At 48.1% G+C, this 20,596-nt stretch carries 13 protein-coding genes; 9 read left to right on the forward strand and 4 right to left on the reverse strand.

Annotated features, from left to right (window positions below):
- Positions 1–126 precede the first annotated feature (126 nt).
- From nikA to ACR8BL_RS17290, 6 genes are all read left to right on the forward strand, one after another.
- A complete protein-coding gene (gene nikA, locus ACR8BL_RS17265) occupies positions 127–1,698 on the forward strand; it encodes a nickel ABC transporter substrate-binding protein (protein ID WP_434748745.1) in 1,572 nt (523 codons plus the stop codon).
- Positions 1,698–2,645: a nickel ABC transporter permease gene (gene nikB / locus ACR8BL_RS17270; RefSeq protein WP_434748746.1), complete on the forward strand. Its 948-nt coding sequence runs from the start codon at positions 1,698–1,700 to the stop codon at positions 2,643–2,645. Before nikA ends, nikB begins: the two co-directional genes overlap by 1 nt.
- Complete coding sequence (gene nikC, locus ACR8BL_RS17275) at positions 2,642–3,496, forward strand: nickel transporter permease (RefSeq protein WP_434748747.1); 855 nt, start codon at positions 2,642–2,644, stop codon at positions 3,494–3,496. The genes nikB and nikC overlap by 4 nt, the downstream gene beginning before the upstream one ends.
- Positions 3,493–4,293 (forward strand): ABC transporter ATP-binding protein, encoded by an 801-nt coding sequence (locus ACR8BL_RS17280; protein WP_434748748.1) that lies wholly within the window; start codon positions 3,493–3,495, stop codon positions 4,291–4,293. Before nikC ends, ACR8BL_RS17280 begins: the two co-directional genes overlap by 4 nt.
- Entirely contained in the window at positions 4,290–5,072 is a 783-nt protein-coding gene (locus ACR8BL_RS17285; RefSeq protein ID WP_434748749.1) for an ABC transporter ATP-binding protein, read from the forward strand. Before ACR8BL_RS17280 ends, ACR8BL_RS17285 begins: the two co-directional genes overlap by 4 nt.
- Before the next feature lie 404 nt (positions 5,073–5,476).
- Complete coding sequence (locus ACR8BL_RS17290) at positions 5,477–6,982, forward strand: malate:quinone oxidoreductase (RefSeq protein WP_434748750.1); 1,506 nt, start codon at positions 5,477–5,479, stop codon at positions 6,980–6,982.
- 128 nt (positions 6,983–7,110) lie between these two features.
- On the opposite strand, the gene ACR8BL_RS17295 is transcribed toward ACR8BL_RS17290, so the two are convergent.
- Positions 7,111–10,227 (reverse strand): hybrid sensor histidine kinase/response regulator, encoded by a 3,117-nt coding sequence (locus tag ACR8BL_RS17295; RefSeq protein ID WP_434748751.1) that lies wholly within the window; start codon positions 10,225–10,227, stop codon positions 7,111–7,113.
- A 172-nt stretch (positions 10,228–10,399) separates the two neighbouring features.
- Between ACR8BL_RS17295 and ACR8BL_RS17300 the strand changes: the two genes are divergently transcribed.
- Positions 10,400–11,545, forward strand: a complete 1,146-nt coding sequence (locus tag ACR8BL_RS17300; RefSeq protein WP_434748752.1) for a response regulator — start codon at positions 10,400–10,402, stop codon at positions 11,543–11,545.
- Positions 11,546–12,370: 825 nt separating this feature from the next.
- Positions 12,371–14,452 (forward strand): TerD family protein, encoded by a 2,082-nt coding sequence (locus ACR8BL_RS17305; protein ID WP_434753154.1) that lies wholly within the window; start codon positions 12,371–12,373, stop codon positions 14,450–14,452.
- A gap of 174 nt (positions 14,453–14,626) precedes the next feature.
- On the opposite strand, the gene ACR8BL_RS17310 is transcribed toward ACR8BL_RS17305, so the two are convergent.
- Entirely contained in the window at positions 14,627–14,995 is a 369-nt protein-coding gene (locus ACR8BL_RS17310; protein WP_434748753.1) for a hypothetical protein, read from the reverse strand.
- Between the two features lie 449 nt (positions 14,996–15,444).
- On the opposite strand from ACR8BL_RS17310, the gene ACR8BL_RS17315 reads away from it, so the two are divergent.
- On the forward strand, positions 15,445–16,188 hold the full coding sequence (locus ACR8BL_RS17315) for a hypothetical protein (protein ID WP_434748754.1): 744 nt from the start codon (positions 15,445–15,447) through the stop codon (positions 16,186–16,188).
- A 367-nt stretch (positions 16,189–16,555) separates the two neighbouring features.
- On the opposite strand, the gene ACR8BL_RS17320 is transcribed toward ACR8BL_RS17315, so the two are convergent.
- Complete coding sequence (locus ACR8BL_RS17320; RefSeq protein ID WP_434758260.1) at positions 16,556–18,211, reverse strand: extracellular solute-binding protein; 1,656 nt, start codon at positions 18,209–18,211, stop codon at positions 16,556–16,558.
- A 26-nt stretch (positions 18,212–18,237) separates the two neighbouring features.
- Positions 18,238–20,571 carry an AraC family transcriptional regulator gene (locus tag ACR8BL_RS17325; protein ID WP_434748757.1) on the reverse strand — a complete coding sequence of 778 codons (2,334 nt, stop codon included), beginning with the start codon at positions 20,569–20,571 and terminating at the stop codon, positions 18,238–18,240.
- Positions 20,572–20,596: the final 25 nt, after the last annotated feature.

The raw sequence follows: 20,596 nt of genomic DNA on the forward strand, positions 1-20,596 counted from the left end.
GATTTTTTTGTGTCCAACGAAACCAAAAATATCTTGTCAAAACGTAATCATTACGATAAGATAATACTCATTGTTTAAATGATAATAATTACGATTAACAACTACGAATAAAAATGAGAGAGGGGCATGACCTTGTTTACGAAAAAGAAGCCTTTGCTGACGCTAATCTCCTTGGCCCTGAGTGCGGCTGTGTTACTCACCGCTTGCGGAGCATCTACATCTAGTCCTGCGGCGCAAGGGAATACCAATACCCAAGGGAATAAGAACGTTCACTTCCTATATAACTTCTCGACCAGTTCCCTTGATCCACATGTGGATTCAAGTTATGTGCCGCTGCGTGCGGGCATTACGGAAACGCTGCTGCGTCTGGACGAGGACAATCTGACGGTTACACCGTGGCTCGCGGAGAGCTGGGAGAGTAAAGATGGTCTGCATTGGACGATTACATTGCGCGACAATGTGACCTTCCAGAACGGCAAACCGATGACAGGGGAAGCGGTTAAGGCATCCCTGGAGCGGTCGCTGAAAGAGAACGTGGCCATCCAGAATACATTGAAGGTGGATACGATCAAAGCCGAGGGGAACAAACTGGAGATTACAACCACCCAACCGTTCCCTGAGTTTGCATCGGAGCTGGTGAACCCGAACACGGCGATTATTGATGTTAGTGAGCCGGATATGGTGAACAAGCCTGTCGGAACAGGCCCGTTTAAGCTGACTTCCTTCACGGCAGGCAGCAAGCTGGAGCTGAGCAGATATGACGGATATTGGGACGGGGCTTCGCCGCTGGATTCCGTGACATTTTCGTTTAATGAAGATGCTAATGCCCGTTCGCTTGCACTGAAGTCTGGTCAAGTAGATGTTGTCTACCGTCCGGAAGTGGAAAGTCTGGAATCCCTCAAAGCCATCGATGGCATGAAAGTTGAATCCACATCCACATTCCGCGTGCATCAGTTAACGATGAATATGCAGCGGGAGAGCATGAAGGATGTGAATGTCCGCCGTGCGCTGGATGCGTTGATTGACCGGAAAGGCATCGTTGATACGATCCTGCTTGGATACGGTGAGCCTGCCATTGGCCCATTCCTGCCATCGCTACCATTTGCACCTAAATACACACATGCAACAACAGAGACTGGCTCGGATGTGGCTGTAAAATATTTAGGCGAAGCTGGTTACACCCAGCAGAACGGTGTGATGACCAAAGACGGAAAACCATTGAAGCTGACGCTGCTCACCTATTCATCACGCGCCGATCTCCCGCTCATTGCACAGGTCTTCCAATCGGATGCGAAGAAGATCGGAATCGATGTGCAGATTCGTCAGATTGATGCACCGGAAGAATACATGGCTTCCAACCGCGATTGGGATATTGCTACATACAGTAATCTGACCGCTCCGCGCGGGGACGCAGGTTATTATCTGAATGCAACATACCATCCGAAGGGTGCCCTGAACTTTAGCGGATCGGAAGACCCGGCACTGACCAAAATTATTGACGAACTGAACCTTACGGTGGAACCGAAGAAACGCGCGGAGCTGGCAGAGAAAGCAGCCAATTATGTAAACGATAACGTGCTGAACTCCTTTGTACTGCATCCAGCAACGATTGTGGCCTACAACGGCAAAAAGGTGAAGAACTGGATCACCACGCGCAGTGAATATTACATGATCACAAACAAGCTGGATGTGATGTAATGTTTCGCATTTTGCTTCGCAAGTTTCTAGAGGTTTTTGTATTTCTGCTCTTCATTATGTTCGTGAGTTTCCTGTTCATTCGGCTTGCTCCCGGCGATCCGGTGCTGACCATCCTGAATGTTGAGGAATTATCGGTGAGCAAGGAGCAGGTCGAAGCACTGCGCGAGGAGATGGGCTTTAATGATTCGCTTCCCGTGCAGTTTGGCCGCTGGCTGCTTGATTTTGTGCGGATGGACTTCGGTGTGTCCTACTCAACAGGCCAGCCGGTAATGCAGACACTGATGCGCGCACTTCCGGCAACAGCTGAGCTGACACTAGGTTCACTACTGGTCATGCTAACCGTGGCCATCCCGCTGGGCTCCCTGTCGGCACTCTATCGGGGTAGCTGGATTGATCAGGGTAGCCGCATCTTGTCGATCCTGGGCGCAGCTGTACCCAGCTTCTGGCTGGGACTTATCCTGATTGACCTGTTCGGCGTGCAATTTGGCAGTCTGCCAACGATGGGGCGAGACGGATTCACTTCACTTATTCTGCCATCACTGACGCTGGGACTTGCGATCTCCAGCGTTTATGTGCGTCTTTTGCGTTCTAGCCTGCTGGACTCTCTAAGTCAGGAGTTTGTGCGCTCTGCCCGGGCCAGAGGACTTTCGGAGGGGCGTATCTTCTTCCTGCATGCCTTCAGACACAGTCTGCCTCCAGTGATCACCGTATTTGGAGTTAGTCTGGGCAGTCTGATTGGCGGCGTTGTGGTGATTGAAGTGTTATTTGCTTATCCGGGGATCGGCAAGCTGGTTGTTGATGCCATTCGCCAGCGCGACTATCCATTGATTCAAGGGTACATCCTGATCATGGCGGTTGTTGTGTTCCTGGTGAATACCGCAGTTGATCTGTCGTACCGTTATCTGAACCCCGAAATGAAACTGAAGGAAAGGGAGGCCCACCGATGAAAATAATGTCCCTGCACATGCCGTCAACCCAAACAAAAAAGCACAGCTGGCAGGCCATCATCGGCATGCTGTTTGCATTGCTGGTTATCGCGGCCTCCCTCTATGCCTTTCTATATTTGAAACATGATCACACCCTCACTGACTTGCGCAGCAGGTTACAGGGGATGAGTGCGCTTCATCCGCTTGGCACCGACCATCTGGGTCGCGATGTGCTGACACGTCTGCTTCTCGGCGGTGGTCAGACCTTGGGTTACAGCCTGCTTGCGCTAGGCGCAGCATTGCTCATTGGCATTCCGTTTGGCCTGATCGCAGGGTACAAACGGGGCTGGATCGACAAGCTGTTTATGCGTATTGCGGATGCTTTTTTAGCTTTCCCCGACACCATCGTGGCGATTGTGCTGAGTGGTCTGCTTGGTGCTGGCATTGGCAATCTGGTATTCGCCATTGTCATCGTGAAATGGGTGAGTTATGCGCGTTTAGTTCGAAGCACAGTCCTGTCCGAGTCGCAAAAGGATTACATCCGTGTGGCCCGGACGAACGGTCTGTCCGATGCACGAATCATGACCAAACATCTGCTGCCGCATATTGCAGGTCATGTGCTGGTACTGGCGAGTCTGGATCTCGGGAAAATCATCCTGTTGATCTCATCCCTGTCCTACATCGGACTCGGCGCACAGCCACCAACACCCGAATGGGGATCGATGCTGAATGACTCACGTCCATACTTCCAATCGAGACCTGAGCTGATGATATTCCCGGGTCTCGCTATTGTATCGGTTGTACTGCTGGCGAATATGCTGGGCGACTACCTGAGAGACCGGTTCGATGTGAAAAAGGAGGTGCAGTCATGATTCTCTCCATCGAGGAGCTGAGCATCTTCAGCAGAGAGCACACGATAGTGGACCGTGTGTCCCTTGCCGTCCGCGAAGGGGAATTCATGGCGCTCGTGGGACAGAGCGGCAGTGGTAAAAGCCTGCTCTCGCAGGCCATTGGACAACTGCTGCCTCCGAACCTGCGCGCATCAGGACGCGTCCTGTTCGAAGGTAGCAATCTGCTCAAACGGAAGCCGAAGGAGATGCGTGCACTACGTGGACGTGACATTTCATATATTTTTCAGGACTATCAGGGGGCATTCACACCTTTTCGCAGCATTGGCGGGCACTTTGATGAATATCAGAAGGTGCATGGGGAGAAGTCTGCTTCCATTCGTAAAAAGCGTGCCGCAGAAGCGTTGGAGTCTGTTGGACTCAGCCCCGAGCTGCTTCGCCGCTATCCGTTTCAACTGAGCGGCGGTCAGTTGCAGCGAGCATCCATCGCGACATCACTCATGCTCTCCCCGCGGCTGCTCATTGCTGATGAGGCAACGACAGCGCTGGACAGCATGTCTGCGCATCGCGTAATGGAACTGCTTGCACGCAAGCAGGCGGAGACGGGCTGTGCAATCTTGTTTATCACACATGATTGGCGACATGTGCGCCGATATGCGAACCGTCTGGCTGTTATGAAAGAAGGGCAGGTCGTGGAATCGGGTGGTAAACACCGGATTCTGGATCACCCCCAGCATGAATATACACGCCAATTAATTGAAGCGGCTCCTATACTGAGCAGCGAGTTGAAGTCTGGTTTGAAGGAGGTGGGTGCAGAGTGAGAAGCCAAGCGAGCCAAGTTGTGTTACGTGTGGAACAGCTCACCCGCACCTATGGTGGTGCGGAACACCCTGCCATCAATGATATCTCGTTCACGCTGAACCATGGCGAATGCCTGGGTCTTGTCGGAGAGAGTGGCTGTGGCAAAAGCACACTGGCCCGCTGTCTGCTACGCATCGAGGACGCGGATCATGGCTCGATCCAGCTTGGCGGGCAGGATATTGCCCGGCTGGATGGACGTCGTTTGCGCCCGCACCGTCGCAAGATTCAGATCGTATTCCAGAATCCTTCGGCTGCGCTCAATCCGAAGCTGACGGTCGGCGCATCCTTGATCGACCCCTATGAGCAGCTAGGCCGGGATGCCAAACTCGTACACTTCACCTATACATCGAAAGAAGCCTACATCCGTCAGCTACTGGAGGCGGTAGAACTTCCGAGTGAACTGGCGAATCGCTACCCACATGAGTTAAGTGGCGGTCAAAGGCAGCGCGTGACCATTGCCCGAGCCATCGGCATTGAGCCGGATGTTGTTGTGCTGGATGAGCCCACCGCCAGTCTGGACGTCATTTCGCAAGGAGCTGTCCTTCAACTGCTCACTGATTTAAGGACATCGCTGGGCTTATCCTATCTGTTCATCTCGCATGATCTGGCGGCAGTGCACCGGATGAGCCAGCGGATTATCGTCATGCAGTCTGGACAAATCGTAGACCGGTTTGGCGCGGATACGTTATTCTCCGAAGAACGCCATCCGTATACGAAGGAACTGATTTCGATATTCTGAGAACACAGCGTGTATGAGCATGTGAACTGACTTCTTTCTATAATAAGAGCCGTTATGCGAGGGTTACCATGCATACGGCTCTTTATGCACCCTTTTACACAGATAATCATAGGCTGATGAACCGGGTCTTTTGCCAACAATCGCGGAGTTCCTTCTTTGCTTTGAACAAATAAATCTTTCAGGCCTATAACCGGGCTAACGAACCGTGACAAACTAGCGTATACTGAGGGAATAGCTAATATCTTGAAATTGCATATTTAAATTGCTCCATATTATTGATACACTAGTTCAAGGTTATATTCATTCAGACAAGGCGTGAACCCTCGAAGAGTGGGCTTGCAGCCAATGCCAAATCGATAACGCTTACATCCTTTTGGCAAATATAGGGTATAAGGACGGTAAACATGAGCCAGGGACAAACGAGTACAGATGTAATCTTGATCGGTGCCGGAATTATGAGTGCAACTTTGGGAACTTTGCTGAAAGAATTGGCACCAGACTGGAATATTAAGGTTTTTGAGAAGCTTGCCACCGCAGGAGAAGAAAGCTCGAATGAGTGGAACAATGCTGGAACAGGGCATGCCGCGCTGTGCGAACTTAACTATACTGTTGAACGACCAGACAAAACCGTAGATATTAGTAAAGCCATTAAGGTGAATGAGCAATTCCAGGTTTCCAAGCAATTTTGGTCCTATCTGGTGAATAGTCGTCTGATTCGTAATCCGAGGGACTTCATTATGCCGATTCCTCACCTCAGTTACGTGCACGGAGAGAGCAATGTGCAGTTTCTGAAAAGACGATATGACACGTTATCGAGCCACCCGCTGTTCGCAGGCATGGATTTCTCGGACAACCGGGAGGAGCTGGCGAAGTGGATGCCGCTGATGATGAAAGACCGTACAAGCAGTGAGCCGGTTGCAGCGACCAAGATTGACTCCGGTACGGACGTTAACTTTGGTGCTTTAACGCGTATGCTGATCAAACATCTGCAAGAACAAAAAGTGGAAGTCCACTATAAACATAGCGTGAAGAATATCAAACGCAAGAGCGACAAATCATGGGAACTGACCGTGAAAAATCTGACGAGTGGAGCCGTTGAACGCCATCGGGCGAAGTTCGTCTTCATTGGTGCGGGCGGCGGAAGTCTACATTTGCTCCAGAAGACCGGTATTCCGGAAGGTAAACATATCGGGGGATTCCCGGTAAGTGGTATCTTCATGGTGTGCCAGAATCCGGAGGTGGTGGAGCAGCATCACGCCAAAGTATACGGCAAAGCTTCAGTAGGTGCTCCTCCGATGTCGGTGCCGCATCTGGATACACGTTACATCGACAACCAGAAGTCACTGCTGTTTGGTCCATTTGCCGGTTTCTCACCGAAGTTCCTGAAGACCGGATCGAACGCAGACCTCATCGCATCGGTGAAGCTGCATAACCTGTTAACGATGCTTGCGGCTGGGGTGAAGGAACTCTCGCTCACCAAATATCTCATTCAACAGCTCATGTTAACGAAGGAACAACGCATGAAGGAACTGCGTGATTTCGTGCCAAGTGCCAAGAGTGAGGATTGGGATATGGTGCTGGCAGGTCAACGTGTGCAGGTGATCAAAGACACTGTTCAGGGTGGCAAGGGCACGTTGCAATTCGGAACCGAAGTCGTGACTGCGGCGGATGGCTCCATTGCGGCACTGCTAGGCGCATCCCCTGGTGCTTCAACAGCGGTTCAAGTCATGTTGGAGATTCTGCAGCGCTGCTTCCCGCAGAATATGGAAGCATGGGAGCCAAAGATCAAAGAAATGATTCCGTCTTATGGCATATCGCTCGCGGACAACCTCGATCTGTTGCGTGAGGTGAACCTGTCTACAGCAAAATCGCTGGGATTGTCGGATGAGAAGCAAGCATTGCATGTGTAAATTGAATTAATGGATCGTATCATGATGCGAGAAACGTAAGTAAACAGTAAACAAAGCTGAGCCGGGATCAAGTCCAGGCTCAGCTTTTTATGGTTTATTCTGACGACTATTTCATATTAATCTACGTCTTAATCTACGTCGGGTGGGTCAGGAATATAAAAGGAAACCTTCGTCCCTTGCCCCGGAGAGCTGACGATCGTCAAACCTTGCCCATAGAGCTGATTCAAGCGCCGATGGGTGTTGGTTAAACCAATGCCTCCAGGTTCTAACGGACTTGGTTTAGGCCATGCCAAAGCACGTTCAATCTGTTCCGGTCGCATGCCTGAGCCGTTATCTTCAATCTCGATCAGCGTGCCAGTGTCTTGAGTGATGATGCGAATCCATACCGTGCCTCCTTCGACTTGGCTGAGAACGCCATGGCGGACAGCATTTTCAATCAACGGCTGTATGGTTAGCGGAGGCAGTATGACATCGATGTCTTGCGGCATGTCCCAGACCACGTTGAGCCGATCCCCGAATCGTTCCTTCTCAATGTAGAGGTAGGCTTGGGAAAGCTCTATCTCGTGGGTGATCTCCACCATTTTCTCCGAATTCACAAAATGAAAACTCGTTTGCAGATACTCGATAAAAGCATCCCCCAGACGCTGCATCCGATCCGTATCAATCTCACTGAGCATCATAATGGAATTAAGTGTGTTAAACAGGAAGTGAGGCTGGATCTGAGCTTGCAAATACGCGGCTTCCATGCGCAGTCTCTCATCGATTGACTGTTTCAACACAATTAATGAACCAATGCGGTGTCTTAACTCCACGGCATCGACGGGCTTCGTCACATAATCGGTAGCACCCGCCATGAACCCGGCATAGACATCAGCCGGCTCGTTGCGGGCGGTTAACAACAGAATGGGTAGCTCAGATACGGAGTAACGCTTACGTACATTTTCTGTCAGTTCATAACCCGACATATGAGGCATCATCACATCCGCGATTAATAAATCCCATGACTGTGTATTTAATAGTTCAAGCGCTTCTAACGCTGAAGTTGCGGGTTGTATATCATATGGTTCATTGGACAGCATCGAGATCAGCACGCGTAAGTTTACCGGATCATCATCGACAGCGAGGATGCGGGCAGTCGTCTTCCCAGGCATAACGGGATGCACAGGAAACTGCTCTTCACTTGCACTCGCAGCAGTTTCCTCATCATATGGGGCACCCCATCGCGGTTGCTCCGTCTGATCCGTCAGATCGGTTAAGGCAGCTGTGTCTCCTCGGGGTAGCGAGACTTGAAAAATAGAACCTTGTCCAACTACCGATTTCACGGTGAGTTCACCACCATGAAGCTCTGTGAGCTGCTTGCTAATATTTAGACCGAGTCCGATCCCTCCACTCAAACGTGCCTGAGCAGAACCCTGTTCATACGCGTCAAATATACGGGCTTGTAATTCCTCGCTGATCCCGGTACCTGTATCCGAAACTTGCATGATCACACTGTGTTCATCGGCTCTAACCGATACCGTAATGGTACCCTCATCTGTGAATTTGAGCGCGTTATGCAGCAGATTGTACAGGATCTGAACAAGTCGCCTCTCATCCGCGTGGATAAGCGGTAATCCTTCGGGAGTATCCACGATGATCTGGACTCGTTTGCCTTCAGCCATGAATCGGAACATACCAATGACGCCAGATATGACCGAGGCGAGGGATAGCGGTTTTTTCTGCAGTATGATGCGTTTTTCCCTCAGACGAATGACATCCAGCAGGTCATCAATCAATTGGGACATCTGTCTTCCGATGTTCACGAGTAGCTTCATGTCTTCCGTATGCTGTCCCCCGGATTGACGCTGTTCACGTACCGCAATACTTTCAGCAATGTTGATGATTCCATGCAGGGGAGTCCGCAGTTCATGAGCTGTGTTCACCAGAAACTGGTCTTTCTGCCGGTCCTCCTCTTTGAGTTGTTCATACAGTTGTTCAATCTCCGTGGAGTTACGAAAATATTTCCTGAACCAGTAGGCAGCAAAGCCAAATATAGCTGCAATAACATCAATTGGGTAGTACACATTAGTTATTTCATTGTGTGAATTCACGATACCCCAGAGAACGCTGGACAAGCTGCTCATGGCTGCAAAGAGCAGGAAACTTGCGTCACTTTGTTTGGCTGCAGCCATTTTGAAGAACAGGAACACAGACCAGCCAATGGCGAACAAATACAGGAAATCAGGGATCTGAGTATGTAGTGCACGGTACACAAGCGTTACAGGAGCAATTAGCAAAAATAATAGATATCCTCCTACAACGCTGGCATAAGCAAGAAAGAGTTTTCGCCCATGAACGGGATTCGCAAAGCTCCTGGCTAGCATGAGAAGGAAAAGCGCAAATGAGGCATATGAAATTGCCTTGGCTTTAACCATCCAAGTGAAGTTTAGCGAGAGCCAGCTTAATAACAGACCGTCATGGTCAGATACAACCGTTAAGGCTGTTGCCAGTATTAACAAAGTGAAGGTGAGCAGCGCTCGCTGCTTCCGGATAAACAGAAACATCACAAAGGCATATAGGCTGTGAAGAAGTAGTACGGCAAACGTTATTTTCTGCAAATCAATCGATAAACCTCGTTCACTCCCGATGGCTGCAGGAGAACCAAAGTACAGAGAACGTGTGATTCCTCCGCTGAACGGGTCATCAAAATTGGCAGCCTGTACAAGTAGAGTAAGTTCACTCGACTCGCCTGGGGCATAGGTAGTTACAAATGCAGTCCTTTCCGGTTGATAGTTTTCGGCATCATTGGCGGGTCGACCGAACTTGGCGACGACTGTTCCGTTGATCTCGATGAGAGATGAAGTCTGAATTTTCTGAGCCCAGAGAGAGATTTCTTTCACGGATGGGTCCAGCAGGATACGAAGCTGATATGTCCCATATCCGAAAGACGATGTGGTTTGTGGCAACGCTTTGCGCCAGTCACCGGGGACCTGAACCCATGTGGGCGACGTATCCGAATCCGTATCCCGATCCTCTCCGCCAGAGATCAATGCATGAGGTTTGAATCCCCACTCTCCATCAAGGGAAATAGGTGAAGCATCGGCAATGTTCCAGCCTCGAAGATCCAGCACACCTTGAACGGGTTTGGGATGATCGGGGATAGCAAAAGTGGTAGACCACACCCAGCGGAATCCAAGTAGAATAGTCAAAAATAGAAGCGACAACACGGCATATCTAGGTATTTTCACATTAGTTATTGGTTTCATGGCAGATTCTAATTTTCGACATAATATGCCTAACTCCTGCACCCAAATCCAAACAGGAGAATTTTTGGACAGAGTTATAGACGGTTATGTTAAATTGATAGCGTTCACAATCTAAAGTTTATGGTAAAATTATAGATTAAAGGATGATCAAGCGAGTCGGAGGAGCGTGCATATGAGAGTGATTTTGGTAGATGATGAAAATCTCGCTCTGAGCAGGTTGAATAAATTGTTGTTAGAGAGAGAAGATTGCGAGATCATCGGTTCTTTCTTGAAGGCAGAAGAAGCTATAGAGCAAATCAAGCATCAACAGCCTGACCTCGTTTTTATGGACATTGAAATGCCGGGGATGAATGGAATCGAAGCAACCGAACGAATCCATGAGGTTTCCCCCAGAACGGAAGTTATTTTCACAACCGCATATAACGAACACGCACTGACGGCTTATGGGCTTGAAGTGCTGGATTATATTATGAAGCCTGTAACGCGGAATCGGCTGGATAAAACGATGAAAATGTATCAACGCAGAGCCGTGCCGGCACACTTGGATATGATCGAAGACCCGGAAGAGCGTGGAATGTTAATTCGCTGTATGGGAATGCTTCAGGTGCAGCTGCATCCGTATGATCCACCTAAACACCTCAAGTTCAGAACGACCAAAATCAGAGAGTTATTCGCATATTTGCTCCATCATCGCAATAAACCGATCAAACGTGACACCCTGCTTGAACTGTTATGGCCGGAATTGGATGAGAGAAGAGGTATAACGAACCTGCACAGTGGCATTCATCGCTTACGCGGCATGCTGAACGAATTCATGGGCGAAGACCGGATTTCGGTGCGCTATCAACAATTCGGATATATTTTGGAAACGGGTGAGTTCAGGGTTGATGCGGAGGAGTGGGAGAGCCGTCTTAACCGATTACCTTCATTATCACCGTCTACACTTGCTGATCATCGATATGTTTCGAATCAATATGAAGGCAAATATTTTGGTGAGGATGATTATGCATGGGCGGAGTTGGAACGTCAGCGGTTGCATGCGCTCTGGCAGAATCATGCGTTGAAGCTTACCCAATATTATATTGAATCAGGACATCCCAATGAAGCGCTGGTATTATATCATCAATTGCAGCAGTTTGATCCGATGATGGAGGAAGTCAGTCTTTCTTTGATGAAGCTGTATGATCGATTAGGCAATAAAGACCCGGTGGTTGCTCAATATAATCAGCTGGCAGCCGCATTACAACAAGAGGCAGGCATACGTCCGGGTCTCGAAGTGGAGTCATGGTATCAGGAATGGAAGCTCAGAAACATGTGAATGTCTGTTTATTGGATAGATAGAGTAAGAAAAAAATGGATATGTCTTACCTTCTGCAGCCTCATGGATGAGGCTGTTTTCTATATAAGTAACATTTGTTACTTATTGTATGGGTACTACAAATACCATAGTTTAGCCTCATTATTAAAGAACCGGGTCACTTCCGGGTACTGGTTCAGATCAATCTGGTGCTGTCGCATCATCTTCTGAAGAAAGGTGGTGTCTGTGAACATTTTGCTGATGATGAAACTGCAAGACGAATGTAATCGTTATATAACGTTTGTAATTTCATTTTCTTAGGCACCCTCATTTCAAAAATACGTTTGGATTTCCTGCACTTCTGTCTCGATCTTCACTGTGCTCTCTGGTTTGTATCCTCTGATCGTTCCTCATGGACATTTCTCAAGAAAGCACCCAAAAATTATGTCGTAATACTTTCGCCCTGCTCATGGATGCCAAAATCTGAGATGATGAGTTCACCAAAGGTTCGGGTGACGAACTTCGGAACTTCGAGCTCTTGGCCTTCAGGCTATGGCGGTCCTTCCTTCTACATCATTGGAGAATACTAGGGTCGCCGCTCTCCTGAAGATTTCAAATCAGAGAGGAGGCGTCCAGGCTATCATATTCCTTCCTTCTAAAGCTAACCACCAAATGTTATATAGGGATATGGCTTTCCTGGACTCTTTGATCATGAACAATAAATATAACGACAATATCCATAACAGTAATAGTAACACTGACAATTGGAAAGTAAATGTCGATAATCATGTAGATTACAGCAATATAAAAATGAACAGTATCTATGTGCGCAGAGCCGGCAAACTTATGATTCAACCGAGCGAACAGCGGCAGCATCCATTGCCCAAAAAAGTTCTGGCGACAGCACTCAAAAATATAGAATCTCTCGGGTTCACTTTCTCCACTGAGCTGATGCAGGCACTGCGGACACTGTCCGAAGAACAATTTACAGCGTTGATTGGGCAGCTGGTCAAAGACCTGAAAGTGATGGTCGGTGCTCATGTGAAGTACAAACCGATGTATGCGGGATTCCCGGAGCAGGTGATGGAAGCAGACGAAGCGGAGCTTTACTTGAATGCTGTGTTTCATTACCTGACGCATCTTACGCTCGACGATTTCGAGCCTTCGGCTATGGCTGCTGGGGCGCGGTCTCCTTCCCTGGAGCAAACGAAGCTGAGAATCATTGATCTGGGGAGCAAGCAAGCGTTCCTGAAGCTGATCCGTCAGTTAATCGAAGCGAAGGGTTCCATCTCGGATACTGACAAGAAAGATATCAAACTAGCGTTGAAACACGCTGATCCGAGTGAGGTCGGGACCTTGTTGCCGGAGGAGATTCCGTTTAAGGAGAATGTAGGATTCGTCGTTGCGGTGCTATTAAAATATGAACTGGCAAACATGGAACGTATCGGGTCTTATTTTAAAACGGCAAGCGATGTGCTCCGACTGGCAGTATCCTGGTCAGAAGGGGACGTCAGTCTGGCAACCGCCACGCCTTTTCGTAAATTCAAACGTCGTGAGCGCCGCCTGCTCCTTAGCTTGCTGGAGAAATGCGGCTCCATCACGGAGGATATGCTGCGCTACAAGGATCGCTGGATTCGGCTGGGGGAAATTCTTCACCCCTCCGAATACAAGCTTCGGTATCCGCGGAGCCAGGAAGCCTTTGATATCCTGCGAAACAACAAGCCGTTCTCAACATTTAACGGCAGCGTGGAGTTGGCATTCCAGTATCGCAATATCTGGAGCCTGATCGACTTGTTGTCCCAGCGTCCAGGTGAATTCGCGCGGAAGCTGGATCATATGCTGCGCATTACAGACAATGAAGAATATGTGCTGCTTGCTTTTGGAGAGGTCACTGCACAGGTGTCCACGCCGGTGTTATTGCAGGTGAGGCAGCATTTTGCACAGCGGAATGAAGCGTCAAAAATGCGGGTATTTTTTCCGAAAGGCAATGTCGCCAAGGCGGTTGGTATCCCGAATGAGCTACCGGAGCTTGACGAAGCTGTCTGTCAGGAAGTGGTGCAATTATGCGAGCAGGCCCTGATCACAAGATTCGCTGAATTCCCTTCGCTCGGGAAGACGTATGTTGATGAGCGGCTGCAGCATTATCTGGTGCCTTTTTCACAGCGTTCCGCGAGCAAAGCCTTACGAACGATTGTGAGAGGAAGCCGTATCCCGATGGGAGAGGGTGACACGATTCGTTTCTTCAGCTGGTGGAAAGAGGGCGAGGTAGATGGCACGCCTACAGGGCGTGTAGATATTGACCTGTCTGCGGTCATGTATGACAAAGACTGGAACTATGTTGAACATATCTCATATACGAATCTGAAGTCTGTTAAATATAAGGCTGTCCACAGCGGGGATATTGTGACTGCACCTTATGGGGCGAGTGAGTTTATTGATCTGCATATCCCTTCGATTGTGAATTATGGCGGACGGTATGTGGTGACGACACTGCACTCCTTCACCAGCCATCCGTACTGTAATTTGCCGGAATGTTTTGCAGGTTGGATGATGCGTAAGAAGCCCGGTTCAGGCGAAATCTATGAACCATCCACGGTGGAGAACAAGATTGATATTACGGCTGATACGCAGATCACCATTCCCGTCATTCTGGATCTGGTCGATCGTACAATCATCTGGACGGATCTGGCGCTGACAAGGTATCCGGACTATTACAACAATGTGGAAGGCAATCGGGGAGGCATCGTGCTGATGGGGAAAGCGATGACTTCATTACGCAAACCTCAGTTGTATGACTTGTTCATGCTGCATGCCACAGCGAGAGGTGAATTGGTGGATGCGAAGGAGCAGGCCGATACGATCTATGCGGTTGATGAAGGTGTGACACCGTATGATATGGAGGAGATTATGGCGGAATATCTGGCCTGAGCAGTGTGGGATGAGTTGGAGCGGAGTATTGTGATCAAGCTGGATAAGTGGGAACACGACTAGAGTTATATGTAATTATGGATATATCAACAATTATTTGTTGTAATTCATTAAGAAAGAGAATACACCTTTCAGTATTACCTTTGGTGTATTCTCTTTCCGGTTTAATCACAATTAATTAGAAATATATCCTCCATAGGTAACTGTCCAAGTGTAGCCAGTTTGACGATCCATTGATAATAACTGCAAAACACCATACAAGTCGTTTTCAGCATAGTTTAATGTTGTAGGGATATCCCCTAGAGTAGGATATTGAGACTTGGGTAAGATTTGTTGAATTTTAACGTATTTAGTGGCAAAAGGAGTAGCGTGTACACTTTCCGCAGAGTTGTTGTTTGGTGTAGTAGCAATAGCTGCAAAAGAAGTTGAACCCATAGTCATGCATGCAACGGCAGTTAACAGACCAATCATAATCTTCTTTTTCATCTTAATCTCCCTTTCTCTATTTGGAATACAAACCCATTGTATAGCAATAATATCCATAAATATATAACTATTAACATATAATTTTTATTCAATGAATATTGTGTGAACTAACAGGAAATAAGGAATTGCTGTTTAATTAGAGAAAGAATGTAGGGATTTTTCTGGATTCTGAGAAATGTTCGACAGGACTAACTAAAAAGGAGCAGCCGTAAGGTTGCTCCTTTTTGGCTTGGAAGATAACAGCTGACAAGGAATATAGTCAGAAGATACACAGAAGATACACAGGAACATATCGATTGAGAGTTTCATTTTAATCTGACACACATGCCAATGAAACGTGGAAAATCAAATTGCAATTGATGGCATTCCTCGGGTTCCACGTGCTAACGTTCTACTGTTAACTGGACCTGATTTGACGCCGAGTTCCATTTTTATAGTAACCTTTGCGTGGCTATAAGGGGTTGTTGCTTTCTTTTTCAAAGTAATGCTCAAAGGAGTGATCTACAATGAGCAGAAATACAAGCCTGGATTCTATTCTTGGCCAGTATGCATTTAACGAGCAATCATCAACCACTGAGTTGATCGAGTTTACATTAAAATCATTGCAGGACTTATGGCCACTTGCTGGCTTCAAGGTTGTTAAATCCCGCAAAGCGCTCGATATGAAAACGAAGGAATTGTTGATATCCATCTATTTGCAGGCCAATAGACATAATACAGCAGGAACGAGTATAGAAGTTATGCTGCACTGTAAAGTTACGCACATCAAGCATAAGTCATATACAGGTCTACCGGAAAGTTACTATCAACATTCAGAGCTAAAATGGTATGAATTATTGGGGAAAGAGGCATTTGAGGATAGCCTTCTATCGATGATGGAGTACATTACACAACACGAGATACCGTTAATCGAGCAGCTTATGTCTGATCCCCAAGGTGTGATAGAGGCAAATGAGGAAAATGAAGAAAGCGAACATGAGAAATATAAGGAATATGAGGAATATAAGGAATATAAGAACCATGTAAAGCGGAAAGACAAAATACTCAGCCTTTATTTTTACTATCGCTACGGTACAGATGAACAATTTGAACAGGCGAGGCAGCGATACGTTGCGAGTCTAAGTGAAGTGCAGAAACAGCAGTATGACGAGGCGGTCATCAAGTTTCAAACGGATATAAGCAGTCCGATCAAGCGTGGAGAAGATTGGGCATATTTGACGGTGGCCAAGAAGGAGGGGCATGCGATATGACACAGCGGCTAACGATCACAGATAACGCTATTTGGAGCATTTCAGCTTGTTCGAAAATCTAACGATCACAGTTGACGCTATTTGCGTTTTTTAAGTGGAAAATCATCGTTTTTGATGCATTTTGGCTGAAATAGCGTCGCTGGAGATCGTTAGATTTCTAAAGGTGTGAAAATCAGCCTAATAAGGTCACTGGTGATCGTTAGAGTTGAGCGTGTTGCCTAGGTCGTGTCTTAAACCTCACTGAAATGGATTTTTTCACCTTTCAATCCTGCTACGTCACTTTCCCTTGGCGTTCTCCGGCACGCCTGCGGGAAACTCTCTCCAATCACCACTCACGTACTACACCACCCACGTACTACACCGCTCCCTACTGCTTCCATGCGTTGGCTTCCTTCACCACTTCTGCACCGCCTGCAGACATGAACTCCTGTACAAACTCATCGAACTCAGTGAGTGGTCGCTCGCCTGTAATAAAGGCGATGTAGGCTTTGTTTTTCAAGCGGATTAACGAATCACTATACTTGGCGAGAGCGGGGGTAGCGACCTCCAGGGCATTATAAATGCCGTCCTGGTCGAGGTGCAGCGTGGCTGCCCATTGTTCCCGTTCTCCCGTCTGTTTGATCGGAACGGTCATGCCAATGTTGGCACCAATTATATTCTGATATCCGAACATGGTGTCATATGGCGGCATAATGACGATGTTCTTGGGCTCGGTTGGCGTCCAAACCCAATGTTTATTTTGCACACCGTAGGTCATGCTTGCTGCTTGGTCTGCATCAGGGCTTGCACTAACTTTATCCAAAATGCGTAGAATCATTTCCAGCTTGCCGGGTTCTTTGACGGCATCGGCTCCAATGGCTGTGAAGCTCATTAACATGTCATTGCCTTTGGAGCCGCGTTGTCCATGAGGCCCCGTGAAGGGTTTGCCTAATGTGACCTGAGCTTCGGGGAACTTGGCCGTTAATTCTTTGACATTAAATGCAGCCTGAACAGGATTTCGTACAACTTGCCCGCCACGTTCAACACGCCAATCCTCATAATCGCCATCCTGAATCCAGTGGTAGTAGTTGCCCATCGAGGTCATCCCGATTTTTCCATTAATAAACGCATGGGACAGATGTTTGTAGCCACCTTTGTTCTCGCCAGTAACAAACTCGGGATCGATCACACCGTCCTTGTACCATTTACGCAGATAGGTCAGTGCCTCTTTCATCTCAGGCTCCAGTGCCCCAACAACTTTTTTCCCATCCTTCGTACCGAAATATAGCTGATCGGCAAAAACAATCTGACCGAAGGCTCCAAACACAACGTTCATGCCTTCACTGGACAAACCATACGTATCCTGAATACCGTTGCCGTCAGGATCATCAAAGGTAAACGCATATATCATGTTCTCGAATTCCGCCAAAGTCTGCGGAACAGGCAAACCCAGCTTGTGCAGCCAATCCTCTCGATATACCACCGGTGTACGATAGATGTTGGTTGGATTGATGACAGGGATGCCGTAATACTTCCCGTCGATGACTCCTGCATTTTCATAGGCCGGGGCTTGTTCATGAATGATACGCATCAGATTCGGTGAATATTGGTTCAGCATTTCTACCGGAATCTCGGTAAGCACCCCTTGCTGCTGGTACTTCAACAGATCCTGCGGCTGCCGGATGCGAAACAGATCCGGAATGTTCCCTTGAGCCAGCTTCATGTCGAGAAGTGACTCGTATTTATTGTTTTCCATATTCCAGATGTCCAGATCGACACCGAATTGTTCCTCCACCTGCTTCAACATTTCGGCATCTTGCGGAACAGGCAGATTCTGATGCAATGTCCACGAGATGTGGTATTGGGCCTTGTCCGTAAGAGAGGATGCCGTGCCGTCTGGCTGTGATTCAACCATGGCACTGGGCCCGGTCAGCAGACTGCAACCGCCAAGAATCACACCCAGCACCGTCAGCAATGCTGTAGTCATGAATATCCGATAGCGATAAGCGACACTCGATCCCGCCTGCGGTTCCTTCATATTCATCCGACCCATCCTCCTTATCCTCATGATTAGCCCTCTGACATGGCTGCCGAAGAGAGGCTGCGTACATAATTGCCTGGCGTGCAGCCGTAGATTTCCTTGAAGCGTTTAATGAAATACGCTGTTGTGCCGTAACCCACCGAGCTTGCCACCCGGTCAATCGTCATGTTGTTGTTTTCGATCAATACTTTGGCCTGCTCCATCCGCCTTGATGTCACATAATCAGTGTAGGTGACACCCATCTCTTCCTTAAAGAGTTTGCTCAAATATTTGGGACTGAGGAATACTTTGCTTCCAACGGCCTCAAGCGAGAGGTCATCCGAAAGGTTAGCTTCAATATATTGTTTCGCCAGTTCAATGGTTGAGACAGCACGGTCACTGTTTCGATTCTCGGTGTCTTCCATAAATGTGGTGATCGATGCTGCCAGCCAGCTGCGGTATGCCACAATATCATGCAGATTGGTATATTCGTGATACAGATCGGGATGCCCGAACTGCAGCGGGTGTTTATAACGTACGTTTTTAGCTGCATCGGAGTAGATAAACACCATATTTGACAGGATAAAATGGCAATAATCCGCAGGGTGCTGTCCCTCCTGCATTTGTTCAACCACCTGTTCAATGGTACCCACGGCTTCATCAAGCTGCCTGCTCTGAAGTTTGTCTCTGAACTTGGCAAGCAGGGTCTGCGGAATTTCATCCAGGCTGTGCTCGCGCTGAAGCAGGGAATGATCTTTCAGAATGTGCAACTCTGGCAAAAAATAAGCATATTTCATCAGTACCTGTGCTTCGTTGAAGCTCTGATGGATATCTCGTAGATCGCTGACCCAGCAGCCTGTAGACAGCTGAATATCTGGCTGCAGTTGCTGCCGTGTCTCCGCGAGCAGCAGCTGGGAGAACTTGTCCAATAATGCTTCTGAAGCCACATCGGTACAGAGAATGACGGCAAGCCTCTTATCCGGCAGCTCTTCTGCAATAAGGCGACTGTCTTGCAGGGACAAGCATTCCAGCCCATGCATAAGTCTGGCGATGGCGTCAGGCTGTTTGGGAGAGTCATTTTCAGCAAGTGAAGGCCTGGTATTCATCAGCATACAGCAGTATTCAGCATACGGTCTTGCGATACCTAGAGCGGCACGTTCCTCTTTCCAAGGCCTGTGTTCCGGGTTACCTTGCAAAAGGTTAAGCACAGCTTTATGCCGCACGGCCGCGCTGTTCGCAATCATCGTCTCTTCGAGATTGTTCACTTGTTCCTTGAGATGAAGAAAGGCATTATCAATCAGGCGAAATTCATTGGTTACCTGATTTGGTGCAGTTCCTGACAGATCCTTAATCCGGCCTACCAGACGTTTGATCGGACTATAATTCGCACGGACAAGCACGGCTGATAAGATCAGACCGATCAACAGTGCAATCAGGCAGATCCCGAGAATAAGCTTCTGGATCATGATGGACTGTTCATAATAGTAGTTGGATGGCGTCGCGCTATAGATCATCCAATGAGTGGATGGCAGTGTCTGATAGGAAACGACATAAGGTGCATCTCCAATCTTCTCGTCGAAGCTGCCTTTGGCCTGGCCTAGCTCAAGAACCTTTTTCAGACTTGCCGTGTACATATCGGCCTGTCCGGAGCTTTGTACTTGCAGTTGACTCACTGCATTCCCGGCAGCATTGACGATCACAGTATGTTGATACTGGGAAGGCATCATACTTTCGATGATGTTATTCACGGCTTCTTCTTTCACATCAATAGCGATGATCACATCACTGGTTTCCCCTGTTGAACGGAAAGGATAGCTGTGCGCATACGTAAACAAACCATTGGTCTTCTCGCTTGTCTGACTGGAGAAAATGTCCTTGGGAATATGACGTGCTGGCGTCCACATGCTGTTATGTTTGCTGGTACGCATCTCCTGAAGCCAGTCTGCATAATACACGGAGCCTTCGCTCTGATCTGCTTTGTAGCGCAGTCCATAGAGGGAGGAGAGCATAATATTCCGTGCAGGATAATAGAGATGAATACCTTGTACGATATCGGTATTGGCAGCAACCTTGGCTTGGAGCAACTCTTGCAGGTCTACCACCTGATTCAGTCCGTTTCGATCCTCCTGATCCGCAAATAGACGAATGTTCGCTGATTTATCAAGCGATAGATCAACATACATCTGCTGCACTCGTTTGAGTACGGTTCCTTCAATGGTACGTGCTGTATTTTCAAGAATCAGCTGATTCTTATTTCTTAATTCTTCATTGTAACTGCGCGAGAAATAGATATAGAAAAATGAGCAGATTAACAGCACAATGACGATGACGATTGAACCATAGGAAAGGGCTAGTCCGGCCCATGCAGAGCTCCACTTTTTCATCAAACATTCCTCCCGGCCCAAATTA

Source organism: Paenibacillus amylolyticus (assembly GCF_051136285.1).
GTDB lineage: Bacteria > Bacillota > Bacilli > Paenibacillales > Paenibacillaceae > Paenibacillus > Paenibacillus amylolyticus_F.

Bases quoted from the DNA above. Each gene is read 5' to 3' on its own strand.
- ACR8BL_RS17295 (WP_434748751.1), bottom strand. From the start codon at position 10,227: ATGAAACCAATAACTAATGTGAAAATACCTAGATATGCCGTGTTGTCG.
- nikB (WP_434748746.1), top strand. From the start codon at position 1,698: ATGTTTCGCATTTTGCTTCGCAAGTTTCTAGAGGTTTTTGTATTTCTG.
- ACR8BL_RS17305 (WP_434753154.1), top strand. From the start codon at position 12,371: ATGATTCAACCGAGCGAACAGCGGCAGCATCCATTGCCCAAAAAAGTT.
- ACR8BL_RS17310 (WP_434748753.1), bottom strand. From the start codon at position 14,995: ATGGATATTATTGCTATACAATGGGTTTGTATTCCAAATAGAGAAAGG.
- ACR8BL_RS17300 (WP_434748752.1), top strand. From the start codon at position 10,400: ATGAGAGTGATTTTGGTAGATGATGAAAATCTCGCTCTGAGCAGGTTG.
- ACR8BL_RS17320 (WP_434758260.1), bottom strand. From the start codon at position 18,211: ATGAATATGAAGGAACCGCAGGCGGGATCGAGTGTCGCTTATCGCTAT.
- ACR8BL_RS17315 (WP_434748754.1), top strand. From the start codon at position 15,445: ATGAGCAGAAATACAAGCCTGGATTCTATTCTTGGCCAGTATGCATTT.
- ACR8BL_RS17290 (WP_434748750.1), top strand. From the start codon at position 5,477: ATGAGCCAGGGACAAACGAGTACAGATGTAATCTTGATCGGTGCCGGA.
- nikC (WP_434748747.1), top strand. From the start codon at position 2,642: ATGAAAATAATGTCCCTGCACATGCCGTCAACCCAAACAAAAAAGCAC.
- ACR8BL_RS17325 (WP_434748757.1), bottom strand. From the start codon at position 20,571: ATGAAAAAGTGGAGCTCTGCATGGGCCGGACTAGCCCTTTCCTATGGT.
- nikA (WP_434748745.1), top strand. From the start codon at position 127: ATGACCTTGTTTACGAAAAAGAAGCCTTTGCTGACGCTAATCTCCTTG.
- ACR8BL_RS17280 (WP_434748748.1), top strand. From the start codon at position 3,493: ATGATTCTCTCCATCGAGGAGCTGAGCATCTTCAGCAGAGAGCACACG.